Below are 18,911 nucleotides of genomic sequence, written 5' to 3' on the forward strand. Positions count from 1 at the left end.
ACGTCAGACTTCCTTCTACATAGGGTTGCGGGATGGCTTCGCCCGCGGCGCGTCCGCGGGACGATGTTCGCTGCCCTGCCCCGGCGTCACGAACAGGATCTTGCCGGGACAGGCCACGTGCAGCCGATGCCACACGCCGCGCGGCACGATGGCGCTGCGCCGGGTATCCAGCAGCATGTCGGTCTCGGCGCCTTCCTCATCCATCAAGGTGACCACCACACGGCCTTCCAGCACGCAAAGCATTTCGTCGCCGGCGGGATGACGCTCCCATATGTCGCCATGCACATCGGCATCCGTAGCCACGGCCTTGATGCCGAGCAACCAGCCGTCCTCCGGCTCCAGCCTGCGCAACCTGCCCACATCGCGCATGGCACCGTCGCGCCGCAGCGCCACGAAGTGGTCCAGCCAGTCGAACACCGTTTCCGTATCGAGTGCACTCATTGATCTCTCCTTCTCGTTGCCGGCGGACGCCTGCCGATGGCGCCCGCCGGAAATACTCAATATTCAGCGCGCAGAGTCAGCATGACGTTGCGAGGCTCGCCGTAGCGGTTGTTCCAGGCGGTGCCTGACAAGCTCTGGTAATAGCCGCGGTCGAACAGGTTGTTGACGTTGAGCGCGGCGGTCACGTGCTTGTCCACGCGGTAGGCCATGCGCACATCAACCAGCGCGTAGCCGCCCTGGCGCATCGTGATGGGGCCGGACACCGTGGAATAGCCTGACTGCACCTGCAAGCCGCCCCCGACGCTCAGCCGCCGTTCCAGCCCGGGCAAGGCATAGTTCGTCCACAGCCTGAAGATGTGTTTGGGCGTAAAGCGCGCAAAGGGCTGGCCGCCGGACTCCGAATCCGTCAGGTACTTGCTGGTGTTGAAGGTGTAGCCTGCCGCCACCGTCCAGTAAGGGGTGATGCTGCCGGAGGCTTCGGCCTCGATACCGCGGCTGCGGACTTCCCCGCCCGAGATGTAGTAGCAATTGCGGCCCACGCAGGGCCAGGCCGGATCTTCCTGCGCGCGGTTCTTCTGCTGGATCTGGAACACCGCCAATGACACGTTCAGCGCGCCGTCCGCGAGTTCGCCCTTGACGCCAGCCTCGTAGTTGGTGCCGGTGATGGGATCCAATGGCTTGCCGTCGCGCGTCAGTTCGCCCTGGGGCTGGAACACCTGCGCATAGCTGCCATACAGCGACCACTGGCGGTCCAGGTCCACGATCAATCCGCCATACGGCGTGAATTCGGGATCGATGCGCTGCCGTGCCCCGGGCGCGCTCTGGTTCCACCAGCTCATGCGCCCGCCCAGCACCAGTGTCAATGGATCGGCCAGGGAGAAGCGGCCCATGCCGTATATGCCCTGTTGTTTCAGCCGGGTTTCGCCCGGCGAGGTGTACGGACCCACGCCCGGCTCGGGCACGCTGTGCGGACCCCAGTCAAAAACGTTCACCGGTACGTTCGGATAAGGCGTGAGGTTGGCGCTGCGCTGTTCGGACGTGGTGCGCTGGGCATTGCCGCCCAGCAACAGTTCATGGCGCCGGCCGAACAGCTCCACGGGGCCGCCGACATAGGCGTCCACGCTGGCCTGGGTGTTGTCGAACTTGTAGGCAGCGCCCATCAGCGAAGACCCCAGTCCGGTCTGCCGGTCGATCGCGCCGTAGGCGCCGGCGTATTTCAGGTTGCTGTCCGCCGTCAGGTAATTGGCGCTGACCTTGGCGCTCCAGCCCTGGCCAAAGCGATGTTCCAGGTCCGCGAACACGCGCGTCGTGTCCCAGTTGAAACGGTCCCAGGCCACATCCAGGTAGGTCGAGCGCTTCAGGCCAATGTCGCCGCCGTCCTTGTAGCGCGGAACCCCGGCCATGTTGGTGGTGGAACGGATGCGTTGGTACTGCAGGCCGGCGGACAACACGGTGTCCGGACCTAGGTCCACCTCGCCTATGCCATAGAACAATGCCGATTTCTGGTCCGCGACATCGTAGAAATAGCCACGGTCCTCGATGGCGCTGACGAGGCGGCCCCGCACGCTGCCGCTATCGTTCAACGGTCCGCCCAGGTCGGCTTCGGCCCGATAGCGGTCCCAACTGCCGGCGCTGAGCGAGCCGTTGAACGACAGTTCCCGCTGAGGCCGCTTGCGCACCAGGTTCACCGTGGCAGCGGGATTGCCCGCGCCGTGCATCAGGCCGTTGGCGCCGCGCAGGATCTCCACGCGCTCGTACACCGCCATATCCTGCGGCGACGCGGCCATGTTGCCCATCAGCACCGGCACCCCATCCTGCTCGAACGAATCCACCTTGAACCCGCGCGCATAGTAGGCGGTGGTCAGTAGCTGATACGGCTGTACCGTTATGCCGGTGGCATGCTGCATTACCTCGTCCAGGCTTTGCAGATTCTGCTCGCGCATGCGCTCCTGTCCGATCACCGTCACCGACTGTGGAATCTCGCGCAGCGTCAACGGTAGCTTGCTCACGCTTGCCGCCGTTTCCGCCATGCCTTCGCCGCTGACGGTCACCGCCGGCAACGACGCGGTCTCTTGCGCCAGCACCGGCCCCGCCGCCACCAACAGCCACAGCGGCCAATGGAATGCGCATGCCGCGCTCCTGCGCGATGCGCCCGCCCCCGTTTTCACCTGTTTTCTCACTGCCTGTCCTCTTAGAACTTTATTGAGAATAATTCTCAAGTAATTCTAGGAATGACAGCGGATGCGTGCTGGCGATTGCGGAAGTCTTGCTGGCGATTGCGGAAGTTTCGATGGGTCAGCGGCGTGGCGTGACGCTGCTGGGAAGCACGCCGTAGCGGCGCACGAAAGCCTTGGTGAAGTGGGAATCGGTATAGCCGCAGGCGTAGGCCGCCTCGGACACCGTATAGGCGCCTTCGGCCAGCAGGACGTGTGCCTGCTCCATGCGGCGTTCGCGCACAAAGGCATACACGCTCTGGCCGAACAGCTTGCGAAACCCGTTAGTGAGCTTGTTGACGTTTACGCCGGCTCGCCGCGCCAGCTCGGGCAGGGACGGCGGATCCTGCAGGTTCGCCGCAACCAGGTCGCGCGCCAGATGCAGGCGTTCGATATCGGCGCGCGTCAGGCCGCGCGCGGGCGCGACCGGCTGCGCGGGCTGCAGCGCGCCCAACGCCAGCGCGGCCAGTTCCAAGGCTTTGCCGGACAGGTACATGCGTTTGAGCGCGCCCTGCACCGGGCAGGCCAGCATCTGTTGGCCCAACGCCTCCAGCCTGCGATCCGCCCGCCTATTGGCCTCGGCGTATGCGGCCTGGGTCCGCGGCGCCCCCAGCAAACCCGCCAGCTGGGCCGGGTCCATGGAAAACGCGTCGCGCAGATGATCCAGGCCGGTGCGCAAAGACACGAAGCGCAAGGCTTGGTGGGCGCCGAATTCGTGTTCCATACCCATGGCGTCCTGGCACACGCTCAGGTGCAGCACGGGCCCGCTGACGCGAGTGGGCGCAGCGCCGCGCACGCTATAGCGCAGATCCCCGTCCAGCACGAGCACCAGCTTCAAGCCCGGCTCCAGCCGCTCCTGCACCCGCTCATCGCGGCCAAAGCGCAACGTGCCGCCCGCCAGCGACATGGCAGGCGTGGCGGCCGATAAGGTCCAATCGGGTTCGGGCTGGATGGTGGTCAAGGTAGCGGCTCCGTGGCGACGGGCAGCGCTGTTGATGAGATTGAATATTATTACCGTTTGACCAGAACGGAAAGCCGCCCGCGGTCGCGGGCGGCGCGCCCTATTGCTGGCGGCGCTGTTCCAGCTCCTTCAAGCATTGCGCCACGCCGGCCTGCATCTGCGCGTTCGAGACGGCCGCGCGGTCCGAGACTTCACGGCAACGCACGTACTCGGCCTGGCTTTCGGGCGTATCGCGAATGACGGCGGGACCCGAACCCGGCTGTGGCGTGACCGTCATGCGCAGCGTGGAAGGCGGCGAAAGGCTGCCGTCCTTGGAGCGCACGCTGGGATACTGATATTCCTGCGTGGCGGGCGCGGCGTTCTGCGCTTGCGCGGCGCCGGCCGCGCACAGGGCGGCAAGCAGGAATGCGGAAATACGGAGTTTCTTCATGACAACCTCTCTTGGATGGACTGACTTCCAGATGCGCGGACTGCGGCGCCCTGGACACGCCGCCCTATCGTATCCCTGGCCACCCCTGCACGGCGTGCCAAGACGCTACACAATCGGCCACAGTTGTTTCCCGGCGTTTCTCCGCCGGCCGACCTATTTCTTCGACGCGGACTGGCGCAGCGGCGCCAGCAACGAAGACAGCCCGTTGTGATCCAGTTCGTGCATCAAGGCCAGCAAGCGCCCCAGTTCACCAGGCGGAAAACCCTTGCGCGCGAACCACGCCAGGTAGGGGCCGGGCAGGTCGGCGATGAGGCGTCCCTGGTACTTGCCAAAGGGCATGGTGCGCGTGACCAGCAGAGACAGCATTTCAGGATCCATGGGGATCACCGCGCCGCAAAGGCGCCGAAGCCGATTTCCGCCGCTGGCACGGCGGCGATCTTCACGCCGAAGCTGGAAATGGACGACAAGGTCGCATTGTGATGCGCCCTGATCTGCGCGCCGGGCGCATGCGGCTTGTCCTGCGTAGTGTGGGCGTCCGCCGCCAACGTGACGGGATAACCCAGCGCGGCCGCGCGGCGCACCGTCGTATCCACACAGAATTCGCTGGCATAACCGCACACGACCAGGTTCGTGATTGCGGCTCGCGTCAGCGCCTCCGCCAGCTCGGTGCGCAGGAAAGAGTCCGGTGTGGTCTTGCGTACGCGGATATCCTCATCCGCCGGGTGCAGCCGCGGATCCAGTTGCCAGCCGGGCATGCCGTGGTCCAGCGCGCTGCCCGGGCTTTCATGCTGCACGTAGATCACCGGAGCGCCGGCCTCGCGGGCGCGCCGGCACAGATCGTCGATGCGCGTCAGCACGGCTTGCGCATCGGCGGGTGGAGGCGACGTTTCAAACAGCGCACGCTGCACGTCGATCACGATCAAAGCGGACGTCATGGTTTCCTTATAGCGGTGGGGTGCCGGTCATGCGCCAGACCGACGCGCGCGTACATCCAGAAGTTGCGCGGTTCGCCGCGCACCAGGCGATAGTGCCGCAACAGCCCTTCGCGCTGAAAACCGCAGCGCTCCAGCACGGCGGCCGAAGCCTGGTTCGTATCGAGCACGGTAGCCTGGATGCGCGCAAAGCCAAGCGTGCTCAGCGCCCATGCGGTCACGGCGGCGCAGGCGCGCGTGGCGATGCCGCGCCGCCAATAGGTCGGCGCAACGTCGTAGGCAATCTCCGCGCGGCGCGCGGCCAGCGAGATTTCATTCAGGCCCACGGTACCCGCCAGGCTGCCGTCCGCCATGGCGATGGCCAGGCGCATGCTATGCGATTCCGATGGCTGGCCATAACCCCGGATCAGCCGCAGCAGCGTGTCCGGTCCATCGAGTTGCCAACTGGTATGCCGCGTAACGGCATCGTCACGCAGATAAGCGTGCCAGCCAACGGCGTCCGCCTCCTGCAATGGGCGCAGCCGCAAGCCATCCAGCCCTAAATCGGGCAGGTCCTGCGGCGGGTCAGTGAAGGTCGGAAACATCCTGGGGCGCGATAGGCTGCGGCACCAGCGCCGCGACATGACGCAGCTTATCAGGGTTGCGCACGATGTAGATGGCGGCGATCCTGCCGTCGCGCACCTCCAGCGTGGTGGACCGGGGCAGACCGTCCAGCTCGGTGGCCAACACCCCGGGCATGCCGTTCAATTGCGTCACCACGGCATCCAGGAACCGGCCGCCCGGCTTCTTCGCCAAGCCGGCAAAGAATCGCGCGATCTTGTCGCTGCCCAGAATGGGCCGGAACACGGCCAGCTTCTTGCCGCCGCCATCCGCATGCAGCACCGCGTCCGCTGCCAGCAGGCTGCGCAGCGCATCCACATCCCCCGCTCGCGAGGCCTGCCAGAAGGCATCGGCGATGCGCGCGCCCTCCTGCTCTGTCACCGCGAACCGCGGGCGCGCCTCCCGCACGCGGTTGCGAGCCCGGGCGGCCAACTGGCGGCAGGCGGCTTCGTTGCGGCCCAGCGTGGCCGCAATCTCCGCAAACGGCATGTCGAATACGTCATGCAGCAGGAAGGCGGCGCGCTCCAGCGCCGACAGCCGCTCCAGCGCCAGCATCAGCGCCACCGAGAGGTCATGCGCGATTTCGCCCGCCCCGGGCGCTTCATAGCTGCCGGCATCGGGCAAGGGTTCGGGCAGCCACGGCCCGACGTACTCTTCGCGCCGCGCGCGCGCCGACTTCAGCAAGTCCAGGCACAGGCGCGTGACCGTGCGCGACAGGAAGGCGCGGGGCGTTTCGACCAGGCTGCGATCTGCATCCCGCCAGCGCAGCCAGGCATCCTGCACGATGTCCTCGGCTTCCGCCCACGAGCCCAGCATGCGATAGGCCAGGCCCTGCAAATGCCTGCGATGGGGTTCGAAGTCGGCAACAGCATCGGGGATGGCGGATGCGTTCATGGAGGCTGGACCTCAGTGCTTGGGGTGCTGCGATCGGAAACCGACGGCGATGCGGTTCCAGCTGTTGATCATGTTGATGGCAACCGTCAGGTTAACCTGCTCTTCCTCGCTGAAATGCCTGGCCATTTCGGCATAATCGGCATCCGGCGCGCGGGTCTCCGAAAGCCGCGTCAGTGCTTCCGTCCACGCCAGGGCGGCGCGCTCGCGTTCGCTATACAGCGAGGATTCGCGCCAGGCGTCCAGCAGATACAGACGCATTTCGGATTCCCCCTGCTTGCGGGCGTCCGTGGAATGCATGTGCAGGCAATAGGCGCAGCCATTGATCTGCGAAGCGCGCATTTTCACGAGTTCAAGCAGGCTATGTTCCAGCCCGCAATTCTCGACGAAGTCGTTCAAGGCGATCATGGCCTTCATGGCCTTGGGCGAGGCGGTATAGGCGTTCAGGCGGGCGGTGCTCATGGATAGGTCTCCGGCAAATGGGCATGCGCCGCGAAATGCGGCGCCCTCACTCCTTATGACGAGACAGCCCGGCCTGATGTGACATCGCCTGCGGGAAAATTTGTAAACCTGCCCGTCCGGCGCTAGAAATCCAGCCGCCCGCGCAGTTCCCCGAACGGCACCATGACGTGTTCGCGATAGGCCGGACGCTCCTGCAGCCGCTCGTACCAGGCTTGCAGATGTGTCATGGGAGGATGCGGAATATCCAGCTCGAAATATCGGTAGAGCGTGGTGCCCGCCGGAATGTCGGCCAGGCCCAGCGCGTCTCCGCCCAGATAAGGCCGGTCCGCCAGGGCGCGGTCCAGTTGCGCGAGGCCGGCATGGGTGGCTGCGATGGCGCGTTCGATGGCTGCCGTGTCGTGCCGGGCCTCGGGCGTGCGGTAGTACCCCCAGAACACGCCCGTCAGGAACGCGGGCTGCAATGCCGTCTGCGCCCAATCCATCCAGCCATCGGCGCCCGCCCGCTGGGCCGGATCGTCCGCCCAGAACCGCGCCGCGCCATCGCGCGCGGCCAGATAACGCAGAATGGCGTGGGACTCCCACACCACGGTCTCGCCATCGCGCAGGACGGGCACCTTGCCGTGCGGGTTCATCGCGCGGAACTTCGTTGTTTCCAGCAGGCCGAACTGCCCTCCGGCCGGCACGTGCTCGTACTCCAGGCCCAGCTCTCCCGCCAGCCACAATACCTTCTGCACATTGAACGAACTGCGCCGCCCCCAGATAGTCAGCATGGCGGCGGCCTCAGGCGGCGTGCACGATGCGCGGCTCGCAGCGCACCGGAAAATTGACCGAATTGGCGATAAAGCAGAAATGATGCGCGCGCTCATGCAGCTCTGCGGCCAACGCCGCATCGTCGCCAGCGCGGATCGTCACTTCCGGCCGCAACGTAACGGCGCTAAAAGCGCCGCCACGGTCGCGGTCCTCGACCATGACGCCTTCCGCCTCGTCGCGGTAGGCCTCCACCGTCACCCCTTCGACCGCGCAGAAGTGCAGGTACCAGAGCTTGTGGCAGGCCGACAGCGAGGCCACCAGCATGTCTTCCGGGTTCCAGCGGGCAGGATCGCCGCGGAACGCCGGGTCGGACGAGCCTGGCACATCGGGCTTGCCGGCCGCACGGATCACGTGGTCGCGGGAATAGGCTGCGTAGCTGGATGTGCCCGAACCGGTGTTGCCCGTCCAGTCCACGGTGATGTTGTAACGGTGCTCGCCTTTCATCGGAATCGTCCTGTTCAAGGGGAAATGCCCAGGCAGGCGCGCCTGGAAAGACACCTAGCGTAGCGCATGCCCGGCCGCTCCAGGGCCTGGCGCCTTACATCCCGTTTCAGCACCCCCCCGTTACTATCCGTATCGTGTCCCGTTTGCCAAACCAGGAGCTCGCCATGATGAAAACCACCCTGACCTGCGCCCTGACGCTAGCCCTGCTCGCTGGCTGCGCGCCCTCCCGACCTGGATCCAGCGGCGCCGTGCCCGTCGACAGCCACACCGCCCGCGACTCACTGGATTGGGCCGGCAGCTACGACGGCACCCTGCCCTGCGCGGACTGCCCGGGCATCCGCACCCGCCTGACCCTGATGCAGGACGGCCGCTACGAAAGACAGACCCAATATCTGGACCGCCAGCCGCAGCCCGAGGTCGTCACGGGCTCGTTCAGCTGGGAATCCGACGGCAGCACCATCCGGCTCGACGCGTCCGGCGACAGCCAGCGGTATTTCGTCGGCGAAAACCAGGTGACCATGCTGTACCGCGACGGCACCCGCCCCACCGGGCCGCTGGCGCCCCACTACATCCTGCGCCGCGCGCAATAAGGCATCACGCAAGGCGCGCGCTTGCGGCTATGCTTGCCGCATCGACCGCGCCCGCGCGCCTTCACCGCCAAGGACACCATGAAGACCGATCACGAGCTGCTTTCCGCCTTCGCGCCCACTGGCGCGCTGCGCGCATCCATCAACCTGGGCAATCCCATCCTGGCCAACGCCGATCCCGTCACCGGCCAGGCCGGCGGCGTATCGGTCGACCTGGCCACGGAATTGGCGCGGCGGCTGGACGTCGAGCTGGAACTGGTGGTGTTCAAGTCGGCCGGTGAATCCGTCAACGCCGTCGCGGCCGAAGAGGCCGACGTGGGCTTCTTCGCCATTGACCCGCTGCGCGGCGAGCAGATCGCCTTTACCGCCCCCTACGTCGTCATCGAAGGCGCGTACCTGGTGCGCCAGGATTCACCCATTGCCAGCATGGACGAGGTGGACCGCCAGGGCCAACGCGTCGTGGTCGGCAAAGGCAGCGCGTACGACCTGTATCTCACTCGCGAACTCAAGCAAGCGGAGATTTTTCGCGCGCCGACCTCACCCGCCGTTGTGGACACCTTTCTGCAGGAAAACATGGAAGTCGCCGCGGGCGTGAAGCAGCAGCTTCAAGCCGACGCGCAACGCCTGGGCGGCCTGCGCCTGCTGGACGGTCATTTCATGCTGATCCGCCAAGCCATGGGCGTGCCCAAGAGCCGCGGCGACAAAGCCAGCGCTTACCTGGCCGCGTTCGTCGAAGCCATGAAGAAGTCGGGCTTCGTCGCCGAAGCCTTGGCGCGCCATAAGATCCAGGGCGCCGCGGTGGCGCCGCTGGAAGCCTGAGCCCGCTCACCCTCGCCAAAAAAAGGCCCTGCCATGCAGGGCCTTTGCACGCAGGCGAGGCGTGCCGTCAGTGACTGATCATCCACGGCCTCGCGCCCGCGAACGATTTCGCCCCGTCCGGCGTGGTGCGGGTTTTGCCCGCAGCCTTGCCGCCGGAACAACATCCGCAATTCATGCCGTGGCCGGCACGCGAGCTGCGCGGCTCATGGGCGCTGCGCTCATTGGCCGCGCGCGCCCGGTTCATGGCGGAGGACAGCGCCGAGATCGCCGGCGCCCCGCCCACGATGCGGCCGCACATCGCGCCGCATTGCGGGCAGGCGGCGGGATCGCGCCACCGGGCCAGGGGCACCAGCGCCGCGAACTCGCCGCAGTCTCCGCAGGCATAGTCATACATGGGCATGGCGGCTTCTCCTAGCGGTCCCGCGACAGGGGCATGTCCACGCCGCCCTGGATGTGCTTGACGGGGCCGGACGCTGACGGATGGATGTCGAAGTCGAAGATCTCCGTCGGCAGCCACAGGGTGGCGCAGGAATTGGGGATGTCCACCACCCCGCTGATATGCCCCTGCACCGGCGCGCAACCCAGCAGCGAATATGCCTGGGCGCCGGAATAGCCGAACTTCTTCAGGTACTCGATGGCGTTCAGGCAGGCCTGCCGGTACGCGACATTCACGTCCAGGTAGTGCTGTTTGCCGGACTCATCCACCGAAATGCCTTCGAAAATCAGGAAGTCCTTGTACGCCGGCGTGATCGGGCTGGGCTTGAAGATCGGATTCTTGATCGCGTACTTCTCCATGCCGCCCTTGATCAGCGATACGCGCATGTGTACCCAGCCCGCCATCTCGATGGCGCCGCAGAATGTGATTTCGCCATCGCCTTGTGAAAAATGCAGGTCGCCCACCGACAGGCCGCCCCCTTTCACGTAGACCGGGAAAAACACCCGGGCGCCGCGCGACAGGTCCTTGATGTCGCAATTGCCGCCGTGTTCGCGCGGTGGCACCGTGCGTGCGCCCTCGCCTGCCGCCTTGTCGCGGTCCGCCCCCTGCAATGCGCCCATGTGCGCCGTCTTGGGCGCCGGCGGATTGGCCAGGGGCGGCACCCGGTTGGGGTTGGTGTCGATCAGCGCCTGCTCGCGCCGATTCCAGGTATCCAGCAGCTTCTTGTCGGGCAGGCAGCCGATCAGGCCCGGGTGGATAAGCCCCGCGAAATTCACGCCGGGAATATGGCGCGACGAGGTGAACATGCCGTGGAAATCCCAGATGGATTTCTGCGCATGCGGGAAATGTTCGGTCAGGAATCCGCCGCCGTTATTGCGACTGAAGAAGCCGTTGAACCCCCACAGGCTGTCCGGCTTGGCGCCGATGTCCAGCAGGTCCACGACGAGCAGGTCGCCGGGCTCGGCCCCTTCCACGCCCACCGGCCCCGACAGAAAGTGCACCGTGGATAGATCCACGTCGCGGACGTCATCGGCGCTATCGTCGTTCTTGATCGCGCCGCCGGTCCAGTCATAGGTTTCCAGGACGAAGTCATCCCCTGGCTTGACCCACACGGCCATCGGAATATCCGGATGCCAGCGATTGTGGATCTGCTTGTTCTCGTAGGGGGATTGGGTCAGATCGACCTTGATGAGCGTGTCAGTCATTCTCTTTCATCTCCAACGCAAGGTGTTGATAAAACAGAAATTTCTATCGCCGACCGTCTTGTGTGAACGCGCGGGGTCGCGCTTGTGAGTCGTTGATATGTGAAGCACAGTAGGCGACTTTCAAGTAACCGTAAACTGGGTTTTCGACCAGTGCCGCAGCCTGCCATCGTCCATTCGGACCACGGCCCACTCACCCGGTTCTTTTCCGGCCTGTACCCGTGCCCGTATAGCAGACAAGGTGTCGTATGATTCCGGCGCAACCACCGGACCCCAGAAATGAGACATCCTAACCACGGGATAGCCTATCGGCCAGACATAGACGGCCTCAGAGCAGTCGCGATAATCTCAGTTGTCATTTATCACGCTCTGCCGGGAGTCTTTCCGGGCGGGTTCGTTGGTGTCGACGTCTTTTTCGTCATTTCCGGATTCTTGATCTCATCGATCCTGCTGAGGAATCTCCATCAGGGAACCTTCAGCATCGCGAACTTCTACCTGTCCCGCACTCGTCGACTGCTTCCTGCGTTGGTGACGGTGCTGGTTGCCGCATACGGCGCGGGCTGGCTCCTGCTTATGCCTCAGGAATTCAGCCAGCTGGGAACTCAGATAGTCGGTGGCGCAACCTTTCTCCAGAATTTCGTACTTTGGCGTCAAGAGGGCTATTTCGATACCGCCTCTGAACTCAAACCCCTGATGCATCTTTGGTCCTTGGGCATCGAAGAACAGTTCTACCTGATTTATCCACTCATTCTGTGGTTCTCCTTCAAACGCAGGGTTCTTCTCCCGGCCATCCTGGCCTGTGCAGCGGTTTCGTTCCTGCTGAATATCCTTCGCGTCCAAGCGCATCCGGTCGAAGCTTTTTTTCTTCCGCATACGCGGTTCTGGGAGCTGTTGCTGGGTGGAGCCCTAGCCTGCTGGATGCTCCGTCCCGACGCGTTTTGGCATCGTCTTCCCGGTTTGCTTAGCGACCTGGCGTCAGGCCTCGGGCTGCTTCTTATCGCAAGCCCGGTTGTGCTGCTGGACAGCCACAGAGCGTTCCCAGGATGGTGGGCGCTGCTCCCCGTGACGGGGACGCTCTTGCTCCTGGCGTCAGCGAACACCAGTCGCTTGGGCCGACATGTGCTCGCCAATCGCGTCTTTGTTTACATCGGACTAATCAGCTATCCGCTGTATTTGTGGCACTGGCCTTTGCTCTCGTTTGGCAAGATGCTCGACCCGAACTTGCCGACAGCGGCAAGGGTCACGCTGGCACTGGTAAGCGTGGTTCTCGCCGCCTTGACTTACCATTGGATCGAGAAACCCTTGCGCGCCCAGGTCCGCCCCCGGATTGCGGTTTCATTGCTGGGCGGATCGCTCGTCGCGGTGGCGCTGACCGGCTTCCAGGCGGTCGCGAGCCAAGGCATTCCGTCGCGACTTCCAGATGCGCTGCAAGCAGTGGCCAATTACCGCTATGCATACGAAGCCGACGCCCGATATCCCGCATGCTGGTTGACCGCCAAGGACAGTGGTTCCGCCTTCGCACCTGAGTGTTTTGAGAACCTTGGGGTGCACGGCACCAAGTCTTTGATCGTATGGGGAGACTCCTACGCCGCGCGCCTGTATCCGGGTATCGCGACGGCCTTCGGCGACCGGTACTCGATCGCTCAGACTACCCGTAATAGCTGTCCTCCGTTGCTGGACAACCAGTACGACACCTGCCGTGACAGCAACGAATTCACTTTTTCCCTCATTGAAAAACACCCGAACGCCACTGTCGTCATGTTTGCGGTCTGGGATCAGTACGCCAAGGACTGGGCTGCGCCGTCACCTGAACGCGAGGCCTTGATTCGTACCATTCGATCCGTGAAGGCCGTTGGCGCGCAGGTGATCCTGCTTGGCCCCGCGCCTCGATGGCCTGAAAACTTGCCTAGCCTGGTGCTCAAGACCTGGAAAAACGGATCGCTTTCGCGGGGAATTCCGGACCGGTTGAGGACTCCATTGAGCCCGATGATTCAGGCCATCGATACTGCCTTGCGAGACATAGGCGCAACAGAGAACATCACCTACGTATCCGCGTACGGCACCCTGTGCAACGACGAGGGCTGTCTGGTCAGGACGAACGAGGATCCCGTGAGCTTCACTACCTGGGATATCGGGCATTTGACGACGGAAGGCGCAAAGAAAGTGGCCGGGGCCATTCGGTTGCCGTGACCACGGCATCTGCCCCGAGCGATTATCGGGGCCTGCCGCCTAGGGCGCCTGCACAATGGGGAGCCAGCGTGACAGCAGTTATGATGCAGCCCATTCCGTCGCACTACCAAGGTATTCCCGCATGGCCTTCCCTACCCCCCGCCTCCTCGCCGCTTTGCTGATCTCTGCCACCGGCGCCAGCGCTAGCGCGCAAGCGGCGGATGGCGACTGCGTCGCCGAGGTCCAGACCAAGTGGGAGAACATCGATCGCGCCCAAGACGCGCAACGCACGCGCGAAATGGCCAACGATCTGCAGCTGAATCGCGAGCTGTGCCAGGGTCGGCTGGACTTGCTGGACGCGCGGTTCTCGCTGGTCGACGACTTCGAAGCCTGCCGCCGCAAGGGGGTGGAGTTTCCTGCAAGAATGGCGCGAACCCTGAGCGACGCGTCCGACAGGCTGACGGACGAAAAGGCCGCGTGGATCAGGACTTGCGGCCCGCAAATGAAGGATTAAATGAAGTGGCATGGCCCGCCAGCCGGCGGGCGCGCGGCTCAGGCCGCCTGCTTCTCGGCGCTGTGCGGGAAGAAGATGGCCCGGCTTGGATCGAAGCCGTAGCGGTGCTCGAACTCGGTCGCATCCGCGGCCAGCGCCTGCACCGAATCCAGGATGAAGTCGGCCTTCTCGTCCGGCAGCAGCACGCTGAAGTTCAGCCGGATGAAGCCCGGCTTTTCCATCTCGCGGCCGTCCAGGATGGCCTGGCGCATCTGCTGCGATTCGTCGGCGCCGATGTCCAGCAGGCGATGCACGTAGGGTCCCGCGCAGGCGCACCCGCCACGCGCCTGGATACCGAAGCGGTCGCTCAGCATGCGCGTCACCAACTGCTGATGCACAAAGCCGCCGCGGCCGTTGCGCACCCGGAACGAGAAGATCGGCAAGCGGGTAGCTGTCAGCGACCCCAGCAGTTCCAGCTGCGGCACGCCCTGCCAACGGGCGAGCGCGCGCTTGACGAAGTGCTCGTTGCGCTGGCGCATGAAGTCGGCGCCCAGGGCTTCCTTTACCAGCAACACCAGCGCCGCGCGAATATCGCCCACCACATTGGGCGTGCCTGCTTCCTCGCGCGCTTCCAGGCTGCCGCTATAGTCATGGCCCACGGGCGAGACGAAACGGACCGTGCCGCCGCCGGGCCAGGTAGGCTTGGCATCCAGCACCGCATCGCGCCGGACGATCAGCACACCGGACGCGCCCGGCCCGCCGATGAATTTGTGCGGCGAGAACACGATGGCGTCGATGTCCGCATCGGCGGCGGGTGACATCCGGATCGGGAGGTATGGCGCCCCGCCCGCATAGTCCCATAGCATCTTCGCGCCCGCGGCCTTGACCCGGCGGGTTACCCCTTCCACGTCCGCCACAATGCCGGTCACATTCGACGCCGCCGACAACGCGCAGATGACCAGCGTCCCGGCGCCGGCTTGCAACGCCGCGTCCAGCTGCGCCAATTCCGGTCCGCCTTCCGGGCTTTCCGGCAACTCGACGATTTCCGCGCCGCATTCGCGCCAAGGCAGGATGTTCGAATGATGTTCATAGGGCCCGATGATCACGCGGACCTTCCTGCCTGCGGCAAGTGCTTGGCGCACGCCAAACAGATGCACCAGCCGGTTGATTCCCGCCGTCGCGCCCGAGCCCGCGAATATCACCGCATGCTCATCGCCGGCCCCGCAGCACCGCGCGATCGCCGCGCGCGCTTCGCGGCGCAGCCGGGTAATGAAACCACCGCAGTAAGAGGCCTCGGTATGCGAGTTGGCGTAATACGGCAGGACCTGCTCCAGCACGAAGCGCTCCACCTGCATCAACGCCCGGCCCGAGGCGACGTAATCCGCGTAGACCAGAGGCTTGACCCCATAGGGACCCTCGACCACCGCATCCTTGCCGATCAAGCCGTCGGCCAGCGCCGCGACGACGTTTTCCGTCTTCAGGCTTTCTTGGAATTGCTGCAACGGCGTGGCCTTGGCGGGGCCGGATTGGGTGGTCGTAATCATGTCAGGGATATTCCTAGGTACAGCGGAATATCATACGATGGAAGGAAATTTAAAACCTCACCTAAATTTTGCCAAAAACCTTCAAAATTGGGTCATTTGATCTTTGAAATGGAAAAAATAGACAAATTTGATCTGAATATTATCTCCTGCCTGCAAAAGGACGGCGCGCTGTCGCAACGTGAGCTGGCCGATCGCGTCGGCCTGTCGCAGAACGCCTGCTGGCGCAGGCTGCAGCGCCTGAACGCCTGCGGCATCATTCGCGGCACGCGGGCCGAGGTCAATCTGGTCGAACTGGGACTGGACCTGACCGTGTTCGTCATGATCCGCACCAGCCACCATGCCAAGGCCTGGGCCGACGGCTTTCGCCAGCATGTGGAGCGCCTGCCAGAAGTGACGGAGTTCTACCGCATAGGCGGAGATTGGGACTACCTCATCAAGGTAGTCTGCCGCGGCATGGCCGGCTACGACCGCTTCTACCAGAAGCTGATCACCGATTTCGAACTGTCCACGGTGACGGGGTTCTTCAGCATGGAAGCCATTATCGAGAACCGACCGCCGGACCTGGGCAGCCTGGAGGGGTGAGAAACAGTGCCAGTGGCGGCATGGAAGCGCTGGCTTGCCCCACATGTACATGGCGATCCAAGGGCGGCCATGCCCGGGCGCTTCTATAGCGCCAGGTTAGCCATTTTCTCAAGCAGCGCGTGCCAGGCTTATGGCGTCCACCGCATATCCCAGGCGCCTGGGCCGCAAGAAGACATAACAATGCTGGAACTTGTCCGCCACCACGTGGCGCGCGCCGGTCATCCCCGGTATGCCGGGCTCAAATGTTTTGAAGGCTTGAAAGCCCGCAGCCTGCTCAACCCTGAAGCTCAAGCGATCCGGTTTGTCGTTATAGCCCAGCACCAGCACACCGTCGTCCGTCAGGACACGATGGCATTCGAACATCAATTGATCGAACGCCTCCTCGGTATCCAGCCCGAAACCGATAAGCCCGTTGGCCACCACCACGTCGAAACTGCGGGGAGGATAGTAGACGGACAATTCGGTCGCCGAACCCACCACGTGCCGGTTCGCCTGGCCGTAGACCGCGTTGCGCGGATTCAGATCCATTGAATAAAAGTCCAGATCCAACAACCGGTCGTAATGCCAGTTGTGCTTATCCAGCCCAATGAAGAGGCACCTTGCCGCCGGAGTCCCGGCCCCGCGCCGGAACTGTTGGTTGATATACCCGAATATCTCTTGCTCCAGAAACATCCGGCTGAATGCCCGCAGACGGAAGTCCAACCCAAGCGTCTTGGCAAGCGCCGGGGAAATGCGAAATAGCAAGCGCTTCAGTGCATAGGGTATTTTTTCAAGAAACCGCATGACTCTCCGCAACGACAAAAATACCCTGTGCACTGAGCACGGATCGCTGGCACATGCAGGCCGACGGCTTCATTTTTTGAGAGCCTTATGTATTCGATCCGGGGAATGAGGGAAGCTTGAATCGTAGCAATGGGGAGATGCGGAATTTGGTTGTCCAGTGTTTATCGGACCGAATTACCGGGGATGAAATGATGTGTTGGAGATTCCGTGTCGGATGCCGCGGTTTGGCTCGATGAGGCGGAAAATTCTCGCAAAGTAAAGTTCCCTTGTGGTGTATTGATCACAAATGAAGGTGTCAGACTGACTAAATTTTCACTTCTAAAAAATATGGTCTGACACCTTTATTTCTAACTTATCTAGACTCTTCCAACGAGGACGCAACATAACCATCTATTAAATAAACATCCATAACATCACATTCTGGATATATCCACTTACTCCAATTGGAAACCACCCAATCCTTATTTAAACCACACGACTCCGAATGGCTCTCTTTCGGCAGATGGACCACCACGGAGCCCGCTTTATACCCGGACGTAACGATTAAACCGTAGGCCCGCTCATCTGCTGGCACTTCGTAGACCATGAAATCAACCCATTCCTCATAGGGATATTTTCCATGCACCCGGAGAATATTTCCGCTTTGAATTGAATCAACAGAGGACTCAATAATTTTTTTTGCATTCATAAAATTATTTCACCTTCAAATTATGACCACCCGAACCATCTGCCGATTTTACCTTATTGAACTCAAAGTCAACCTCCCCAAGGTGCACTCCCATCTTGGCATCCACAACCTCAAAACGGCCATGTTGAGTATCTAGCGCATAAAAATTTCCGTCGCTCGCCTTGTAAACATCCCGCCCATTCATCTTCGAAATTCTATTATCTTTGACCATTCCGTTGACGGCTGCAATCGCTGATGCAGCCTGTTTGATCTGAGCAACTCTTTCCCCAGGAGGCAAACCTACCAAACTCTTCTCAAACTGAGCTGCCGTTTGATTATTGGGAATCGAACCTTTTACCCCCTTAATCCACCCCACCCCTGCGGAAGCGATAGCTGCGAGTTGCATCGCAGATTCCGGACTCAAACCCCAACGTGCTTGAAGATCAGCAGCAACTTCAGCTCTAAGAACCGCGCTGATCGCATCACTATTATGCAGAAAATATATTGCCACATCCGTCTTTAGAGATTGAGGCAAATCCATTCCGCTAAGCCTATCCAACTCCTGCCTGTATTCGGTCACCTGCTCAACAAAATCACCATAATTATCTCGGCATGCGCTCCTATCAGTTGAGCATACCGCTATTAATTTTTCTTGATTTTCAATACTGAGTTTCCTGAACTTCTCCTGTACCTGCTTGCAATTCCCCATCGCCTCACAAGCGGCTACCTCTAGACCGAACCGTTTCAACTCTGACAAGGTCAGCGCATTATTCGTCAGTTCCGTAACAGCAGCGATCGTACTAACACTAGTATTTACGGAGGCAATCTCCGAAATGCCGGCCACAATGCTGGCAATCAAATCACCTCGGGCTTCCCGTTCCTCAGCGGATAGGTCATCGCCTGCTGCCACTGCTATCAGCTTTGCAAGCACAGAGCTCGCCCCCGCCCCTAGAGCACCGGCTGAGCAACTACCACTGCTCGCAACAGCCCCAGCGCATCCCACGATGCTGTGGAGCGCCGCTCTCGCAACATCTGCTCCAGGGCTTGAGCCCATTGAGTCGGCAAGCCGCTTTACCTCCGAAGCAGCCAAGCCTTGCAAATAATTGACAGCGGCTGACTGAGCGAAGGAACTTACCGTCCCGGTGACATTGCCACTCGCACCGGCAGAAATAGCTGCCAAGATCCGACGATATGAACCCGACGGCCCCCACTCATCATCCAAATTTTTTGCGGCAGCCGCAGCCTCAGCGCGTTCGGAGGCCGACAAACTGGCGTCCTTTGAGCGCGCAATGAGGGTATCGCGCTCTTTGGCCCGATTCGTCAGGAACTGCCCCGTCTGACGTTGGAACTCCGACGCGATCTCAAACCCCGCCTCGATCTTGTCCTTATCAAAAATCGGCTTCAGCGCATTCAAGGTGTCCGAGGTATCCCGGTTCAACGCCACG

21 protein-coding genes and 1 pseudogene are annotated in these 18,911 nt (G+C 62.5%); 5 read left to right on the forward strand and 17 right to left on the reverse strand.

The genetic code is table 11. From position 1 onward, the window contains the following. Positions 1-15: 15 nt before the first annotated feature. The 11 genes from VCS63_RS17665 to VCS63_RS17715 form a co-directional block, all read right to left on the reverse strand. Positions 16-441 (reverse strand): cupin domain-containing protein, encoded by a 426-nt coding sequence (locus VCS63_RS17665; protein WP_042794249.1) that lies wholly within the window; start codon positions 439-441, stop codon positions 16-18. A 56-nt stretch (positions 442-497) separates the two neighbouring features. Further along, a complete protein-coding gene (locus VCS63_RS17670; protein ID WP_323880545.1) occupies positions 498-2,543 on the reverse strand; it encodes a TonB-dependent siderophore receptor in 2,046 nt (681 codons plus the stop codon). A 193-nt stretch (positions 2,544-2,736) separates the two neighbouring features. After that, positions 2,737-3,615, reverse strand: coding sequence for a helix-turn-helix transcriptional regulator (locus VCS63_RS17675; RefSeq protein ID WP_242663591.1), 879 nt, complete (start codon positions 3,613-3,615; stop codon positions 2,737-2,739). A gap of 100 nt (positions 3,616-3,715) precedes the next feature. Beyond that, a complete protein-coding gene (locus tag VCS63_RS17680) occupies positions 3,716-4,045 on the reverse strand; it encodes a hypothetical protein (RefSeq protein WP_042794250.1) in 330 nt (109 codons plus the stop codon). A 153-nt stretch (positions 4,046-4,198) separates the two neighbouring features. Next, positions 4,199-4,423, reverse strand: a complete 225-nt coding sequence (locus tag VCS63_RS17685) for a DUF3820 family protein (RefSeq protein WP_042794251.1) — start codon at positions 4,421-4,423, stop codon at positions 4,199-4,201. A gap of 5 nt (positions 4,424-4,428) precedes the next feature. Then, positions 4,429-4,980, reverse strand: coding sequence for a cysteine hydrolase family protein (locus tag VCS63_RS17690; RefSeq protein ID WP_149064262.1), 552 nt, complete (start codon positions 4,978-4,980; stop codon positions 4,429-4,431). After that, a complete protein-coding gene (locus VCS63_RS17695) occupies positions 4,977-5,561 on the reverse strand; it encodes a GNAT family N-acetyltransferase (protein WP_112965869.1) in 585 nt (194 codons plus the stop codon). The genes VCS63_RS17690 and VCS63_RS17695 overlap by 4 nt, the downstream gene beginning before the upstream one ends. Next, entirely contained in the window at positions 5,542-6,471 is a 930-nt protein-coding gene (locus VCS63_RS17700; RefSeq protein ID WP_042794253.1) for a sigma-70 family RNA polymerase sigma factor, read from the reverse strand. The genes VCS63_RS17695 and VCS63_RS17700 overlap by 20 nt, the downstream gene beginning before the upstream one ends. Positions 6,472-6,483: 12 nt before the next feature. Next, positions 6,484-6,930: a carboxymuconolactone decarboxylase family protein gene (locus VCS63_RS17705; protein ID WP_063961729.1), complete on the reverse strand. Its 447-nt coding sequence runs from the start codon at positions 6,928-6,930 to the stop codon at positions 6,484-6,486. A gap of 122 nt (positions 6,931-7,052) precedes the next feature. Further along, positions 7,053-7,700 carry a glutathione S-transferase family protein gene (locus VCS63_RS17710; RefSeq protein ID WP_175200281.1) on the reverse strand — a complete coding sequence of 216 codons (648 nt, stop codon included), beginning with the start codon at positions 7,698-7,700 and terminating at the stop codon, positions 7,053-7,055. A gap of 10 nt (positions 7,701-7,710) precedes the next feature. Beyond that, positions 7,711-8,184 carry an OsmC family protein gene (locus VCS63_RS17715; protein WP_042794254.1) on the reverse strand — a complete coding sequence of 158 codons (474 nt, stop codon included), beginning with the start codon at positions 8,182-8,184 and terminating at the stop codon, positions 7,711-7,713. Between the two features lie 164 nt (positions 8,185-8,348). Between VCS63_RS17715 and VCS63_RS17720 the strand changes: the two genes are divergently transcribed. Next, a complete protein-coding gene (locus VCS63_RS17720) occupies positions 8,349-8,774 on the forward strand; it encodes a copper resistance protein NlpE (RefSeq protein WP_042794255.1) in 426 nt (141 codons plus the stop codon). A gap of 78 nt (positions 8,775-8,852) precedes the next feature. Beyond that, complete coding sequence (locus tag VCS63_RS17725; RefSeq protein ID WP_063961735.1) at positions 8,853-9,590, forward strand: ABC transporter substrate-binding protein; 738 nt, start codon at positions 8,853-8,855, stop codon at positions 9,588-9,590. Positions 9,591-9,657: 67 nt separating this feature from the next. Here VCS63_RS17725 and VCS63_RS17730 read toward each other — a convergent pair whose 3' ends face one another. Together VCS63_RS17730 and fmdA are read right to left on the reverse strand one after the other, a co-directional pair. Continuing rightward, on the reverse strand, positions 9,658-9,990 hold the full coding sequence (locus VCS63_RS17730) for a zinc ribbon domain-containing protein (RefSeq protein ID WP_042794256.1): 333 nt from the start codon (positions 9,988-9,990) through the stop codon (positions 9,658-9,660). Between the two features lie 11 nt (positions 9,991-10,001). Next, positions 10,002-11,231, reverse strand: coding sequence for a formamidase (gene fmdA / locus VCS63_RS17735; protein ID WP_323880531.1), 1,230 nt, complete (start codon positions 11,229-11,231; stop codon positions 10,002-10,004). 276 nt (positions 11,232-11,507) lie between these two features. On the opposite strand from fmdA, the gene VCS63_RS17740 reads away from it, so the two are divergent. After that, entirely contained in the window at positions 11,508-13,418 is a 1,911-nt protein-coding gene (locus VCS63_RS17740) for an acyltransferase family protein (RefSeq protein ID WP_323880532.1), read from the forward strand. A gap of 121 nt (positions 13,419-13,539) precedes the next feature. Further along, on the forward strand, positions 13,540-13,911 hold the full coding sequence (locus tag VCS63_RS17745) for a hypothetical protein (RefSeq protein ID WP_042794258.1): 372 nt from the start codon (positions 13,540-13,542) through the stop codon (positions 13,909-13,911). 38 nt (positions 13,912-13,949) lie between these two features. On the opposite strand, the gene VCS63_RS17750 is transcribed toward VCS63_RS17745, so the two are convergent. After that, positions 13,950-15,434: an aminotransferase class V-fold PLP-dependent enzyme gene (locus tag VCS63_RS17750; RefSeq protein WP_323880535.1), complete on the reverse strand. Its 1,485-nt coding sequence runs from the start codon at positions 15,432-15,434 to the stop codon at positions 13,950-13,952. A 108-nt stretch (positions 15,435-15,542) separates the two neighbouring features. On the opposite strand from VCS63_RS17750, the gene VCS63_RS17755 reads away from it, so the two are divergent. Next, the gene (locus VCS63_RS17755; RefSeq protein WP_042794259.1) at positions 15,543-16,016 is read left to right on the forward strand and encodes an Lrp/AsnC family transcriptional regulator; all 474 of its coding nucleotides are present in this window, start codon (positions 15,543-15,545) and stop codon (positions 16,014-16,016) included. Positions 16,017-16,124: 108 nt separating this feature from the next. Here VCS63_RS17755 and VCS63_RS17760 read toward each other — a convergent pair whose 3' ends face one another. The 3 genes and pseudogenes from VCS63_RS17760 to VCS63_RS17770 all read right to left on the reverse strand — a co-directional run. Then, positions 16,125-16,799, reverse strand: coding sequence for a class I SAM-dependent methyltransferase (locus VCS63_RS17760; protein WP_323880537.1), 675 nt, complete (start codon positions 16,797-16,799; stop codon positions 16,125-16,127). Positions 16,800-17,151: 352 nt separating this feature from the next. Continuing rightward, positions 17,152-17,487, reverse strand: a complete 336-nt coding sequence (imm45, locus tag VCS63_RS17765) for an Imm45 family immunity protein (RefSeq protein WP_175200275.1) — start codon at positions 17,485-17,487, stop codon at positions 17,152-17,154. 4 nt (positions 17,488-17,491) lie between these two features. Beyond that, positions 17,492-18,911: pseudogene (locus VCS63_RS17770) on the reverse strand (hypothetical protein); the annotation flags it as partial.

Origin of the sequence: Achromobacter sp. D10 (assembly GCF_035282245.1) — a bacterium.
GTDB classification, from domain to species: Bacteria; Pseudomonadota; Gammaproteobacteria; order Burkholderiales; family Burkholderiaceae_B; genus Achromobacter; species Achromobacter insolitus.

Bases quoted from the DNA above. Each gene is read 5' to 3' on its own strand.
- VCS63_RS17665 (WP_042794249.1), bottom strand. From the start codon at position 441: ATGAGTGCACTCGATACGGAAACGGTGTTCGACTGGCTGGACCACTTC.
- VCS63_RS17680 (WP_042794250.1), bottom strand. From the start codon at position 4,045: ATGAAGAAACTCCGTATTTCCGCATTCCTGCTTGCCGCCCTGTGCGCG.
- VCS63_RS17685 (WP_042794251.1), bottom strand. From the start codon at position 4,423: ATGGATCCTGAAATGCTGTCTCTGCTGGTCACGCGCACCATGCCCTTT.
- VCS63_RS17690 (WP_149064262.1), bottom strand. From the start codon at position 4,980: ATGACGTCCGCTTTGATCGTGATCGACGTGCAGCGTGCGCTGTTTGAA.
- VCS63_RS17695 (WP_112965869.1), bottom strand. From the start codon at position 5,561: ATGTTTCCGACCTTCACTGACCCGCCGCAGGACCTGCCCGATTTAGGG.
- VCS63_RS17700 (WP_042794253.1), bottom strand. From the start codon at position 6,471: ATGAACGCATCCGCCATCCCCGATGCTGTTGCCGACTTCGAACCCCAT.
- VCS63_RS17705 (WP_063961729.1), bottom strand. From the start codon at position 6,930: ATGAGCACCGCCCGCCTGAACGCCTATACCGCCTCGCCCAAGGCCATG.
- VCS63_RS17710 (WP_175200281.1), bottom strand. From the start codon at position 7,700: ATGCTGACTATCTGGGGGCGGCGCAGTTCGTTCAATGTGCAGAAGGTA.
- VCS63_RS17715 (WP_042794254.1), bottom strand. From the start codon at position 8,184: ATGAAAGGCGAGCACCGTTACAACATCACCGTGGACTGGACGGGCAAC.
- VCS63_RS17720 (WP_042794255.1), top strand. From the start codon at position 8,349: ATGATGAAAACCACCCTGACCTGCGCCCTGACGCTAGCCCTGCTCGCT.
- VCS63_RS17725 (WP_063961735.1), top strand. From the start codon at position 8,853: ATGAAGACCGATCACGAGCTGCTTTCCGCCTTCGCGCCCACTGGCGCG.
- VCS63_RS17730 (WP_042794256.1), bottom strand. From the start codon at position 9,990: ATGCCCATGTATGACTATGCCTGCGGAGACTGCGGCGAGTTCGCGGCG.
- fmdA (WP_323880531.1), bottom strand. From the start codon at position 11,231: ATGACTGACACGCTCATCAAGGTCGATCTGACCCAATCCCCCTACGAG.
- VCS63_RS17740 (WP_323880532.1), top strand. From the start codon at position 11,508: ATGAGACATCCTAACCACGGGATAGCCTATCGGCCAGACATAGACGGC.
- VCS63_RS17745 (WP_042794258.1), top strand. From the start codon at position 13,540: ATGGCCTTCCCTACCCCCCGCCTCCTCGCCGCTTTGCTGATCTCTGCC.
- VCS63_RS17750 (WP_323880535.1), bottom strand. From the start codon at position 15,434: ATGATTACGACCACCCAATCCGGCCCCGCCAAGGCCACGCCGTTGCAG.
- VCS63_RS17755 (WP_042794259.1), top strand. From the start codon at position 15,543: ATGGAAAAAATAGACAAATTTGATCTGAATATTATCTCCTGCCTGCAA.
- VCS63_RS17760 (WP_323880537.1), bottom strand. From the start codon at position 16,799: ATGCGGTTTCTTGAAAAAATACCCTATGCACTGAAGCGCTTGCTATTT.
- imm45 (WP_175200275.1), bottom strand. From the start codon at position 17,487: ATGAATGCAAAAAAAATTATTGAGTCCTCTGTTGATTCAATTCAAAGC.